Source organism: Gilvimarinus chinensis DSM 19667, assembly GCF_000377745.1.
In the GTDB taxonomy this organism is placed as follows: Bacteria; Pseudomonadota; Gammaproteobacteria; order Pseudomonadales; family Cellvibrionaceae; genus Gilvimarinus; species Gilvimarinus chinensis.
Genome location: NZ_KB898707.1, coordinates 219,751 through 232,574, shown reverse-complemented (window position 1 = coordinate 232,574; position 12,824 = coordinate 219,751). Strand labels below are relative to the sequence as shown.

At 45.5% G+C, this 12,824-nt stretch carries 9 protein-coding genes and 1 pseudogene; 5 read left to right on the top strand and 5 right to left on the bottom strand.

Annotated features, from left to right (window positions below):
- Positions 1–72: 72 nt before the first annotated feature.
- From D568_RS0106810 to D568_RS0106800, 3 genes are all read left to right on the top strand, one after another.
- Positions 73–480, top strand: coding sequence for a class I SAM-dependent methyltransferase (locus tag D568_RS0106810; protein ID WP_020208838.1), 408 nt, complete (start codon positions 73–75; stop codon positions 478–480).
- Positions 477–2,417 (top strand): MobH family relaxase, encoded by a 1,941-nt coding sequence (gene mobH, locus D568_RS0106805; protein ID WP_020208837.1) that lies wholly within the window; start codon positions 477–479, stop codon positions 2,415–2,417. The genes D568_RS0106810 and mobH overlap by 4 nt, the downstream gene beginning before the upstream one ends.
- 114 nt (positions 2,418–2,531) lie before the next feature.
- On the top strand, positions 2,532–3,464 hold the full coding sequence (locus tag D568_RS0106800; protein WP_020208836.1) for a tyrosine-type recombinase/integrase: 933 nt from the start codon (positions 2,532–2,534) through the stop codon (positions 3,462–3,464).
- Between the two features lie 556 nt (positions 3,465–4,020).
- On the opposite strand, the gene D568_RS19540 is transcribed toward D568_RS0106800, so the two are convergent.
- Positions 4,021–5,112 carry an AAA family ATPase gene (locus D568_RS19540; protein ID WP_425401958.1) on the bottom strand — a complete coding sequence of 364 codons (1,092 nt, stop codon included), beginning with the start codon at positions 5,110–5,112 and terminating at the stop codon, positions 4,021–4,023.
- Positions 5,113–5,262: 150 nt separating this feature from the next.
- Positions 5,263–6,374 (bottom strand): IS3 family transposase gene (locus D568_RS0106790; RefSeq protein ID WP_425401957.1). Its coding sequence is split into 2 segments (ribosomal slippage): positions 5,263–6,113 and positions 6,113–6,374, totalling 1,113 coding nucleotides; the frame shifts between segments, so codons are not numbered across the junction.
- Positions 6,375–6,506: 132 nt separating this feature from the next.
- Between D568_RS0106790 and D568_RS22020 the strand changes: the two are divergent.
- A pseudogene (locus tag D568_RS22020) lies at positions 6,507–6,843 on the top strand (hypothetical protein); the annotation flags it as partial.
- An 84-nt stretch (positions 6,844–6,927) separates the two neighbouring features.
- Here D568_RS22020 and D568_RS19535 read toward each other — a convergent pair.
- Positions 6,928–8,379 carry a hypothetical protein gene (locus D568_RS19535; protein WP_020208832.1) on the bottom strand — a complete coding sequence of 484 codons (1,452 nt, stop codon included), beginning with the start codon at positions 8,377–8,379 and terminating at the stop codon, positions 6,928–6,930.
- A gap of 633 nt (positions 8,380–9,012) precedes the next feature.
- On the opposite strand from D568_RS19535, the gene D568_RS0106775 reads away from it, so the two are divergent.
- Positions 9,013–9,525 (top strand): cytochrome P460 family protein, encoded by a 513-nt coding sequence (locus tag D568_RS0106775; protein ID WP_020208831.1) that lies wholly within the window; start codon positions 9,013–9,015, stop codon positions 9,523–9,525.
- A 251-nt stretch (positions 9,526–9,776) separates the two neighbouring features.
- Here the strand turns inward: D568_RS0106775 and D568_RS0106770 are convergent, their stop codons facing one another.
- On the bottom strand, positions 9,777–11,240 hold the full coding sequence (locus D568_RS0106770; RefSeq protein ID WP_020208830.1) for a sulfatase-like hydrolase/transferase: 1,464 nt from the start codon (positions 11,238–11,240) through the stop codon (positions 9,777–9,779).
- A gap of 30 nt (positions 11,241–11,270) precedes the next feature.
- A complete protein-coding gene (locus tag D568_RS0106765; protein WP_020208829.1) occupies positions 11,271–12,785 on the bottom strand; it encodes a sulfatase-like hydrolase/transferase in 1,515 nt (504 codons plus the stop codon).
- Between the last annotated feature and the right edge of the window lie 39 nt (positions 12,786–12,824).

Sequence of the window (12,824 nt, the reverse complement as noted above, 5' to 3'; positions counted from 1 at the left end):
GGGGGCAATGGATCAATAAGGGAAAATGGCCCTGCGGGGCTAAGGGTAACCGCAAACGATAAAGGGTTCGTTATGACACAGTCTCACTGGGAGCATTCAGTCACGGAAGCACTCTCAAAACTGGGGAAGCCAAAATGGCTTCAGCCTTTGCAGCAGCTCTGCGAGGCATTCGAGGGCGTGAGCCTCGATGGTGAAAACATCGGCTCTGAAATAGAGCTGGTACTGTGGGATCTGGTATCTCTAAACAATAAATCCGACAGCCTCCCGTTGGAACGCTTATTTCAGCGTCGGTTGTCCGAGCTCGAATGCTGGACACACCGAGCGTTTAATCCTTCTGGCAATCCTCAGTTTTGGAACCCGCTACAGGAAAGCTTTAAAGCATTTAAATCAGGTCAGGGTTCCATCCGAGAGTACACCGCCGCCAATGCCCACCCAGCGCAAGATATGATACGCAAGTGGGCTGAAGCACACTGCGTATGATTAAACGCCTATTGGGTAAGGTATTCACGCCCGATCCCGCCCAGCCTCAAGTCGAACTTCGAGCGTCACAGCTCGATATGACCGCATTACCCATACTCACTGCGCGCGAGCTTCTGGAGTACGTCGGCTATGACGCAACGCTGAGCGGTATGTATCGCCTGGTCGGATTAAGCGAAGAGCATTTCGATACCCTCTATCGACAGCCAACTTACGCTTTTGCGCTTTGCAGTCAACTTGCACCAGCCTCAGAGAATAACCATCACTCAGGTCCTGGAGGCCTGTTACAGCATACGCTCGAAGTGATCGAGAACGCGCTGCATATCCGCCGCAGCTATCAGCTACCGCTCGGCGGCTCTCCCGAAGAGATCGCCGCCCAGGAGCACATCTGGACCTATGGTCTCTTTATCGCCTGCCTCCTTCACGATATTGGAAAGCTGTTTCGGCGAATCCAGTTGGTACCGACCTACTCGGGAGGTCGGACTGGATTCTGGACACCTCAGGATGGTTGCCTGATTGATACTGACGCCGTGTCCTACGCGATAGCGTTCAATGATGTGGCTTACAAGAGCCACCAGCGACTCAGTCTTACCATGTTTGGCACTTTGATCCCCAAGCCTGCCAGGGCTTGGTTGACACAACACCCCGAGATATTGGATCAGGTTATTAACTATCTGTGGGGGGAGGAGTATGAAAGCCAGGTGATCGCCGATATCGCCATCCAGGCCGATAGGCGCAGCACCGCGAAGAATCTGGATATCAAAAAGCCGGCATCCCGGCTACCGGGTGCCGGTGATTCGCTGGCCGATCGTATGATCAAGAGGCTGCGACAGCTCATTGATCAGCGTGAGATCAAGTACAACCAGGATGGTGGGATGGCCTGGGTGACCGGTGAGTACACGTACTTTGTGTGCCGGCCGCTGGCCATGAAGCTGATCAGCAGCTTTGAGGACACCGGCACATCGGGGATGCCTCAGGATCCTGTGAGAATTTATAACGTGCTGCAGGAGCATGGGTTTGCCATTGAGAATGACGACGGCGGAGCCGTCTTCAAGATATCCATCGAGCATGCCCAAGGACGCTTTAGCCATACGTTTACCTGCCTCAAATTCAAAACGAGACTGCTTTGGCGCGCCGTGAGGCTGCCGCAGCCGTTTGAGGGAACCATCCGTGAGCTCGGCGCCGATAAGGCGCCTCAAAATGAAACTGCACCAGCTCCAAGCCGGACGCGGTCAGCGCCGGCTAAATCTGCTGAGTCTGCACCAGTACAACACGATGCTGAGCGTCATGCGTCGGCAGACGCTGCGCCCGCCAGTGAAGCTGCTCGCCCCCCTGAGACTGTCGAGGATGATACGGATCCGTTTGCGGATCCGTTACCGAGTGAGACTGCACCAGATTCCCAACCCGCCCTGGAAGAGGATCAAGTCGACGCCTTCGAGGGCGAGCCCGTATCGGCGAAAACACCTGTGAAGTCTGATAGAGCTGACACTGACACAGGTTCCTATGAGGCTGCCGAGGACTTAGGCCCTGCAACAGATATCAAGAGTCTGGATTGGACCGACGATGTGGGTACGGCTTTTTTGGATTGGGTAAAACAAGGGATTCACCGTAAGACGTTGTCTGTGAATAACGCCAAAGCAGGCCTGCATTTTGTGGAGGAAGGCGTTTTTTTGGTATCCCCCCGGATATTCCAGCATTTTGTCAAGGAGGCCCGTCTGGGGAACGGTAGCGAGTACACCAAGCTGCAGAAGCGATTCGCACGGCTCAAGGTCAACTTGAAAACCAAATTAACTCACCAGAACGTCCATCGTTACACCGTAGATACAGGCAACAAACAAGCTCGCCTTAATGGCTGGCTGTTGCCTTATTCAGCGCTGTTTGGTGAAGGACAAGAGCTACCTAAGACCAATAAATTTGTGAGGCCAGCAGAGGATGTATGACCGAACCCCAATATTCCTACAAATTTTTACTAAGGGCTGGCGCATAAATATGCACATTACAGTTATATTACAGTATTCCGTTTATAGTTACATGGAATATAAGGAGTTAGTAATATGCGAGTAACGGAAGCGGCTGAATTATATATAGCGTTAAACATATACCAGCCAGATACAGCTGAAACTTTAAACAGAGTTGCAAGACTTTTTGAAGAGCGCTCTGGAGTAAAATCAATCGAGGAGATAGATTTTACCAGTATTATGAAGTTTCGAGCGGAGACCCTAAAAGTTGCTAAGCCGGTGACATATAACGGGTATCTCAGATATCTAAAACTTCTGAGTAAGTGGCTGTTTGAAGAAGCATATCTGCAAAGGGATTGGTTCTCTAAAGTAAAGGGTGCCCCCCTACCTCAGGCTCCACCTAAAACACTCGACAATGATGCTTTTCTGAAAACCATTGAATACTTGAAATTTGATGACTCTGCCCCCCAGCCTGCTTGGTTCTGGCTAATCGTGATCAGATTTTTATACTTTACAGGCATTCGAAGAAGACAGTTAGTTTCAATAGAAATCGGCGATTTAAATCTCGAAAAAAGAATCCTGACCTGCAGCTATAGAGGGTCAAAAACTTATCGAGAATGGGATATTCCGATTGCCGATGAAATAATTCCAGACATTGAGTACTTACTAAGAAGATCGCAAGAATATCTTGGAAGAGAGCTATGGAAAGATGATCGACTTTTTAATGTTTGTCTTTTTTATAACCGATACAAACCCGATCCGACGAATCCAAGAGCAATGAGACGAGAACACATTACTGGTTTTATGCGTAGATTATCCTCCAGGACAGGTGTGAGAATTGGCGCTCACAGAATACGACATACAACAGCAACAGCTTTGTGCAATCCAGATAATGAAGACCAAGAACCCGATATTTTCACCATACAACGCTTGATGGGACACAGCCAACTTTCAACGACGCGTAATTACGTTCGGACAAAGGTTGGAAGAATGAGATCGCAAGTAAACAAATTAAGTTTGCCAAAATGATTATAATTTGGCCAAATAGAGCAAAATACTTGACATGGTGAATATTTAGCGATATTACTTACTGTCAATTGAGAAAGGCAGAACCATATCTGCCATGTATTTTGCGCATTCAAGCAACGATTATTTACTCATAATGCTGGGGTCGGCGGTTCAAGTCCGCCCCTAGCTACCACATTTTTAAAGGGTTGGTGGGTTAATATCCACTAACCCTTTATTATTGAATAGCATAAAAATACTAACTCTCAGACATTGAACTCCGGCCCTCCCCTAAAATTCGCATAAAAAAGCAATCAGCACGGCAATAGACTCTCTTATGCGAAGAAAGAGAAAAGCCAGTCATAGCCTCGGCACAAAGACAAAATATATTAGAGCAGCAAGTACGTCCGAAAAACGTATCACCCAGCACACATAGAATCCGATAAAAAATTAATGACCCCCAATGAACAGCCCGATGAACAAAAGATGCAGCAAAGGAAAAAATTGTATTTCATAAAAACTGGAAGATTGACGACACAGAGAACAACCTCCAGATAAAGCGAATGAATACACGCACTAACTAGTCGACATGCTGCACGCAAATTGAATCAAACAAATCTAAAAAATCAGTTGGAATAAATATTGGGTGATCGGACATTACCTTTAGAATTATATCGCTCTTTAGATCATTTTCATTTCTAAATCGTCTTAACGGAGGAAATGCATCCTTTACCAATTTTTCTAAGTCGTGGCCGTTCTTTCTAAGAACCCAACTCTTCAATGATAGCTGTAGACCACCAACATAAGTAACATCCAGCTCGCCAATATCTTCAACTTCAGAAGCCGACTCACTAAGCTTACAAAGCACATAAGCCACCAAGCTTTGGCAATCATCTTGAGTCAAACTGGAAAGTCTTACATAAGTTAATCGAGAGTCTAGACCGGCATCTTCAGGACGGAGAAAAGACTCCCGTATAAGATAAACCCCAAGAAGCAAAGGGTCTAAAATTAAATTCTCCAAGCTATAACGCTTACCAACTGCAGCAACTTTAACGTACTCATCACCGGAGTTCTTATTATCCCAGTCAATAACACCATAGATCTTGGAATTTCCGTATCTCCTAAGAACACTGACAACATCCTTAACTTGCTCGCAACTTCCTGATCCGCCAGAGCCTGACGAAATAAAATTCAAAGATATATCACTGTCCAGCCGGGATTTTAAAAGTTCATATATAGCGCTATAGTTTTTTGCATCATACTTACTCTCAACGAACACTTGCACCCTATTATCATAATCGACACTCAAAGCCGGGACACCTGCTGTCAACATTTTAATACATCGATCTTTTGTTTCCTTGAATATTCTTCCGTCTCGTGAAGTCATAACATAAAGATAATCTAAATTAGACATAGCAACAGTTGACGGTGAGTGAGTAGTCATTATCACGACAATTTTACGTCGTTTTACAAAAACGTTTTCTATTACATCCAAGAGCTTTCCTGCCATGGAAGGATGCAGATGACAATCAGGCTCATCAAGAAGTAAGACATCCGGAGAAATTCGATCATAATGGGAGCTATAGAGGGCCAAAGCCAAAGACATCAAGACTTTCTCCCCAGAAGACAAGTCTGAAAAACTAATCTCCACACCATTTTCCTGATTAATCAACTTTGCACTAAATGTGCTCTTCAGGGTCCTGCCCCTCAGGAGTTGTCAGCAAGTAACCTAACTTCGCAGAGGCCAGTATTTCATTAGCAAGTATCCATGGTGGCTCGCCATGCTTAGCTATAAACTCATCATCTTGTAAACCTCCCCTAATTAGTTACACGCATAATTAGAGTTTTCCAGCCGCTCATGTTTGGCCAGATACTCCCAGGGAGTCAGATCCCCCAGCGAGTCATGTGGCCGCTCTTCGTTGTATTCCCTAATCCAGCTTTCGGTTAGTTCCCTTACCTCGTTTAGGGTGCGGAACACATACATATTCAAGATTTCGTCCCGGTAAGTGCGGTTGAACCGTTCCACGTAGGAGTTCTGCGTCGGCTTGCCAGGCTTTATAAACTCCAGCTCGATGCCGTGCTCCTCTGCCCATTCAGCCAGAGCGCTCGATATAAACTCCGGACCATTATCCATTCGCAGCTTATTGGGATAGCCTCGCCAAGCGACTGCTCGCTCCAGTACTCGAATAACCCGTGGTGCTGGGAGGTTCAGATCAATCTCGATTGCCAGCGCTTCCCGGTTGAAGTCGTCAACCAGGTTAAAGGTTCGGAACCGGCGGCCGCAGAACAGGCTGTCACTCATAAAATCCATCGACCAACAGTGGTTTACTTGCGCTGGCACCGATAGCGGCTCTGGATTACGACTGGGCAACCGCTTCTTGCCTCTGCGGCGCTTGTTCAGATTCAGCTCGCAATACAGGCGGTGGACGCGCTTGTGATTCCAGCCGTGCCCCCAGCGCCGCAGGATCTTAAACAACTTGTCGAAACCGTAGGCTGGATAGCGTTCCACTGCCTCTTGGAGTTTGGCGATCACCTCATCATCCCGATTGGGATTGGACTGATACCGATACACTGAATCACTGATGCCAACAGCGCGGCAGGCCATACGGAGGCTGGCACCATGCTCTTGTTGGGCATAATCGACCAGCTCGCGCCTGATCGCTGGCTTTACAGCTTTTTTTCGACGATATCTTTGAGGATCTTATGCTCCAGACTGAGGTCGGCGAACATCGCCTTCAGACGGCGATTCTCCTCCTCCAGTTCCTTGAGCCGCTTGATATCGGACGCTTCCATGCCGCCATACTTGGATTTCCAGTTGTAATAGGTGGCGTCGGATACCCCATATTCCCGGCACACCTCTTTGACCAGTCTGCCGCCTTCTACTTCCTTCAGAATCCTAACGATCTGCGTTTCCGTGTAGCGTGATTTTTTCATTTTGGTTCTCCGTGTTGACGTAGTGTACGCCGGAGAACTCTAAAAGAAAGTGTCGCTATTCTAGGGGAGGTTTACATTAGGCCCTAACTTCCCCCTCATACTATTGCTGGATAAGCCCCAAACCAACACCAAATGAATGTCGCCTGGATCGCGGCTCGCTATAAGTTCTGTCGATATATGAAGATGACTAGAAAAAACTGGTATTTTCTTCTCTTAAATGGAATCTTCTATCGCTATCAAAAGCTCGTATAAGAGGGTGGAATCGACAACCTGATCAGCAAAAGTCTCGAACCCCCAATCCGAGAAGCCGAGTGAATGACACAACAGAGAAGGCCGTGACACAGCCAGCTCACGGACAGCATCGAAACAGCAATGAGCTACGTAAGGTCGGCATATTCGTATCTGGTAGCAGAACCCGCATTGGGTACGGTATAACCTGAAAATCTTTAAAAAGCGATTGGGGTCCTTGAATCCACCGCTCACCTAAAAAACATAAATAGCGAAGTTTTAGAAAAATGCTCTTACTAAAAGGCTCTTTCGAGCCTTAAAATTTTTAGTAACCGCAAACCGAAGTACCGCACATGCAAATGCTGTTGTTTGAGCGACTGTTTTTGCAATCGGTGGCCCTATTACCAAAGATAGTTTTGCACTGATACGTTGTATCACATTGATCAAACATTTCCGGCTCGTCTGTAATAGGATCAGCTGGAGAAGAAGGCGGTACGTTGGAATCGCAAGCTAAGGAACCACACATACAAACACTCTTATTTGTACCGCTATTCTTGCAATCAGTAGCTTGATTACCAAAAACATTCTTGCATTGCGCTGTAGTATCACATTGATCAAATATATCTGGCTCACCTGTATTAGGTGGAGGCGTTGGCGTGGCTGGTTTACTAACGGCATAAAATTTACCGCACGAAGGCATTGGCCAGCTTGTAGAAACTGGCTCACCGTAACCGTTGTAGATATAAACTACGTCCTTATCTGAAAACTCATCTTTATTCTCCCTGTAATCATACGCACTATTATTAATTATAATATTTCTTGGGCCTGGCGGCGTATGGCCATACCTAGCCCCACCCGTAGCAAAAACTCCCCAAGAATGCCATGAAGGTCGAATAATTGTGTTGTTTTCTACTAAGTTATGTCCATCGTCCTTATTGTGAAAATTAATATCAACTTCTACTCTGTTTTCTACGATTACGTTGTACTTTGCGCCTTGCTGAATTGAAAAATGACGAATTAAACGTACAGTCGAGCCAACAATCAAATTATTATCACCGCGCAAATCGAAGTAGCCTTCGCCACCTCCTCCTTTATTGTATGCACTATCTATCAAAGAATTTCTGAATGTATTATTGTTTCCATATATCTCTACCGGGTCAGAGCCACTATTAATAATGTCAACATTATCTACCCAGTTATTATCACCATTAATACGAATTAGGGTGGCATCGTAATTCGGCTTGTCATTCTGAAAACACTGACGGCAATAGTTACCATCCACATATCCTCCTCGATAATTTCGATGCTCTTCTGGAGGACTGGAAAGTGCTTCATAGACTAACCGCACATTTTCTAGACCAGCTTTACTTACATTACTCCCAAATAACACAGATGTACCACGCTGCTTTTTAACGCTAATTTTTACCCCAGATTTACTTTCACCCCGAACAACTACACCATCACGCATGTTCAAGGTTTCATAAAGGGTGTAAACACCGTTGCGCAGTAAAATTACTCCTTCACCACCGTTGTTTATGGCAGCTTGAATATTTTCACCTGGATTCAACACTGCTTGAATGTCCGCAATTTTTTTCACCCCCCCTTTCACGCCTGCTTCAGCCCATATAGACATTTCTGGGTAATTAGAATGATAGCAACCTTCATTGCCAGAAAAACCTGGACTACCAAAATCGCTGACAGGTGCATTTTCTAGTGCGAAAGCAAAATTTACCCCCACCGCTAAAATCAATGCGATTGTTGAATTTTTTAAAATCATGCCGTTAACCTTAAAAAGTTAGTGTTTATCCGCAAAATTTACAAAGCTCTATTCCAAAATAAAAATTGGACCGGATTTTTCATAAGCATCCACCCTAACAGACAACTATTGACTTCCGATGGCCATAACAATATACAATTTTATAGATATGACCTTTATAATAATAATGCCTGCATCACATAATTGACCCCTATTTACACTTTCCAAAAAACTAAACACGAAAAACAAGCGCTAAACTAACCACACAACCGCAACTGATTTAGATTTCTACTAATCTTCCACCGCCGCAATGGCATGTCAGCATCAACTCTTTGCGTGTCTAGCTGCTCTTTAAAGGTCACCTATAAGTATGCGTACAAATTCAGTCTTTTACCTCAACTGTTTCGATTAAACTGAATAAATTAGTAAAACTTTGAGTCCGGATTGACTATTGGCTAAATGGAAAAATCCAACTATTTTTCTCATTAAATTTTTAGCTATAGTTTTTTATAAACACTAACACTTTAAGACACACAATTATTTGCAAAATTTAATAAGTCAGAATTCTTATTTTTGAAATATAATATTGCTTGGTTATTATCTATCTTATGCAATTACTACATAAGGTCGACACCAAACTATAGGAAATTCAAAATGAAAAATAATAGTCTATTTGTTGTTTTATTATCTCTATTTTCTGCATTTTCATTTGCAACTGATGAAAATATCAGCGTAAAAGAAAACCTAGAGGGCTTAAAAATTCCAGAAGAATATAAAAACTGGAGGGTTATTTCCGCTTCCCATAGAACAGATAATAAAAGTATGAGAATTATTTTAGGAAATGATATTGCAATTGAAGCAGCACGCTCAAATCAAACCAACCCTTGGCCTGATGGTGCAATTTTAGGAAAGTTAGTTTGGAAACAAACAACCGAAAAAAACTGGCCTACGGCAATAACTCCAGATGAATTTATCCATGCCGAATTTATGTATAAAGATTCCAAAAAATTCAAATCTAATGGAACTGGCTGGGGATGGGCTCGTTGGTTAGGAAAAGAGCAAAAACCATACGGAGATGAAAATGATCTAAATCAATCATGTATAGCTTGCCATACTCCCGTTAAAGAAAACGACTGGGTGTACACCACCCCTGTACAATTACCATAAGAACCGTAAATAAACACTATATATCTATTTTGGTGTTTATAAGAATCTGGTTATTACTGTAAGACTGGAAACTGCACCAATCACTGCGTAACTGGCCATCATTAACCTCATACTATTACTGGAAGCTTAAAAAAACAGCTACTACAAGTACATGGTATGCGCCAACAATTTTTCCATGCATATCAAGCAAAAAAGGCGACCTTATAGGTCGCCGTCAACAGTCACGAAACTAGCCACTTTTTCTGTCGAAATTAATAATTTCCGCCTTCCAGTAAATCAAAGGTCTCGTGGAAGCGAGGCATAGATTTCTCTCGCCACTCGAAGCCTTCCTTTTGAATGTGGAACCAGCGCGGCTGCTCGTGGGTCCAGCTCCAGGTATTGGCTTCATCCACCAGATCGTGCAGCAATTGAGGCTTTTTACCGCTTAAATCTTTACGTTCTGCCGGATCGGCGACTACATCGTAGAGTGCCCAAGGGCCTTTACCTACACGTACCGCTTTCCAATTGTCACGAATAGCGGCTGTATCGCTGTGGTCTCCCCGGTGGCGCATGGCAAAAAAGGTTTCGCCTTTGCGTGCACTTGCACCCGTTTTCAATGCTGGCCAGAGGTTTTTGCCGTCTAACTCTATACCCTCAGGTAATGGCGCCTCGGCCAAAGCCGCAAACGTTGGGAAAAAATCTAACGCGTTAACCGGGTGAGTGTAGTTACCTTCGGGTTTAATTTGCGCAGGCCAGTGGGCCAACATAGGCACACGGAAACCACCCTCGTAAGCGCTGCCTTTACCTGCCTGCAAGGGATCGTTATTAGCGCCTTGAGATACTTTTCCGCCGTTATCGCTTAAAAATAATACCAAGGTGTTGTCGTATTGATCGGTCTCTTTCAACGCGGCCATAACCCGACCCACCCCACGGTCCATGGCGTACACCATACCCGCATAGATTTTGCGTTTCTTGTCCTTAATGTGAGGGAACTTTTCCATATCCTCAGGTTTGGCTTGCAAGGGTGTATGCGGAGCATTGTAGGCTAAATAGAGGAACCAAGGCTGGTCTTTCTTGGCGCCTGCGGTGACAAAATTCACCGCCTCGCGGGACAGCGCATCGGTAATATACTCGGTTTCCCGAACTTGTTTACCGTTGTGCTCAAGCGGTTTGATGTAATCTGGGATATCGGTGCGCCCGGCTGCGACTAATGCATCGTAGCGGGGGTTAAATTCTTCCGGAAGGTAATTATGCCCTCCTGGGAGAAAGCCGTAAAACTCGTCAAAACCACGATTATTGGGGTGGTATTTTTCAGTTTCGCCCAAATGCCACTTACCCACAACACCGGTAAAATAACCACTATCTTGCAGCACCTCACTGACAAAGGTCTCGGAAGTGGGAATACCAAGGCCACCGGACATAGACGTGTCGGGTAGGTTAAACTGCGAACCAAATTTATGCGGGTAACGTCCCGTCATTAAACCCGCCCGGCTCGGACCACAAAAAGCGTGTGCTACATAGGCTTGGGAAAAGGTCATACCTTGATGAGCCAATTGATCCAACGACGGTGTTGTAATGTCCGTGGAGCCGTTAAAGCCAACATCCGCATAACCCAAATCATCGGCCAGTATCAATAAAATATTGGGGCGCTCTTGCGCGGCAATACTACTGGCACTGATCATACACAAAGCCCCGGCGAGCAACTTTAGCCCCTGCTTTATTATCGCTAACTTCATAAAATATTCTCTTACTTATTTGGGTAAATCTTACTGATAATTTTTCATGTGACGATGATACTTACCAAGTAATGGATCCTCGATACGAACCAACTCCTGCTCCAGAAGTTCAATCATCGCACTGCGCACTTTTTGGTACTCGGAGTTATCAATTTGGTTTTCTATCTCTACCGGATCTTTCTGTAAATCGTAAAGCTCGTCGCGCGTTTCGCCCGGGTTCCAGACGAACTTATATTCCGGTGTACGGATCGCGCGTATACCAAACCAACCACCGTTGTACCATTCATACGCGTAAAGCGCCTTATCCACTTGGCCCTCTTCGGCTTTATCACCATGTTTAATCAAAGGCACCAAAGAACGACCATCAACATCTCCATCGGCGGGCAAACGCATCCAATCGCCCAATGTGGGAGCAATATCCAGCATGGAAACTTGACGATTAATTGTCTTTGGCTCTTCTCCCGGAACACGAACAAAAAGCGGCATTCTCATCAACTCGTCGTAAGCGTAAGGTCCCTTATCATATAGACCATGCTCACCCAGCATGCTGCCTTGGTCGCCCGCAAATACGATATAAAGATCTTCGTACAAGCCTTCCTCTTTAGCGGTTTCTATCAATTGGCCCACAGCATCATCCAACATAGCAACAGCACCATAGTAAAAGGTTCGCATCTTGCGCCAATCCGTGTCGGTCAGATGCTCAACGTCGTGCCAAGGCCAGTAGGGCTCGTCTTGCGACATCGGCTTATTGACTCGATCGCGCAAATGGTTTTTTGGCAACTCCACGGTTTCAGGGTCAAACATACTGGCGTAGGGTTCTGGCACTCTGTAGGGAGGATGAGGTTGATGAAAACTTACCACACCAAAGAATGGCTGTTTCTTGTCAGCTGCCTGACGCATCATTTTTTGACCATGCTCAACAATGCGCGCCGTCTCAGTGTCTTTAAAAGTGCCGGGTAACGTCTGATAGTACATGTGTTTTTCGCCATTGGCGTCGCGTTTACCTTGGTTGTACTGTTTGACTTTATTGGCAATTTCTCGCGGCGCCCAACCCCTCTCGAAACGCTCGTGGTGCAAATCATCGGCGTCATACACATAATCCGCGCCCCGTAAACCTGTACCTTCAGCGCCCAAGTGCCATTTACCGGCGTAACCAACGAAATATCCCTCATCGGCAGCACGCTTAATAAGTCCGCCCTGTTCTGGCGGTAACTCTTCATAGCGTGAGTGAAACAAATAAATATTATCTTCTAAACCGTTTTTATGTCCCCAACGACCGGTGAAAAGCGCGGCTCGAGATGGCGAGCACAACCCGGTGCTGGTCATGGCCTGGTTAAACTGAATACCCTGGTTTGCCAGGGCGTCAATATTTGGCGTGCTAACCGGTCCATCGCGGTAAGAAAATGTGTCAAAGCGCATATCATCAAATAAAAGCATTAACACATTGGGTTTTGATTGCGTGGGTTCATTTTCAGGCTTAGCTTGCAAAGACGAACTGGCCAGTACCATGGCCCCTAAAATATAAGCGATGTATTTTTTTAACATGGTCTACCTCTAACACCCGCCAATCGGATCACGTTATAA

What these genes read in the sequence shown, in the direction of transcription:
- D568_RS0106770 (WP_020208830.1), bottom strand. Translation starts at nt 11,240, where the DNA reads ATGAAGTTAGCGATAATAAAGCAGGGGCTAAAGTTGCTCGCCGGGGCT.
- D568_RS0106800 (WP_020208836.1), top strand. Translation starts at nt 2,532, where the DNA reads ATGCGAGTAACGGAAGCGGCTGAATTATATATAGCGTTAAACATATAC.
- D568_RS0106810 (WP_020208838.1), top strand. Translation starts at nt 73, where the DNA reads ATGACACAGTCTCACTGGGAGCATTCAGTCACGGAAGCACTCTCAAAA.
- D568_RS19535 (WP_020208832.1), bottom strand. Translation starts at nt 8,379, where the DNA reads ATGATTTTAAAAAATTCAACAATCGCATTGATTTTAGCGGTGGGGGTA.
- mobH (WP_020208837.1), top strand. Translation starts at nt 477, where the DNA reads ATGATTAAACGCCTATTGGGTAAGGTATTCACGCCCGATCCCGCCCAG.
- D568_RS0106775 (WP_020208831.1), top strand. Translation starts at nt 9,013, where the DNA reads ATGAAAAATAATAGTCTATTTGTTGTTTTATTATCTCTATTTTCTGCA.
- D568_RS0106765 (WP_020208829.1), bottom strand. Translation starts at nt 12,785, where the DNA reads ATGTTAAAAAAATACATCGCTTATATTTTAGGGGCCATGGTACTGGCC.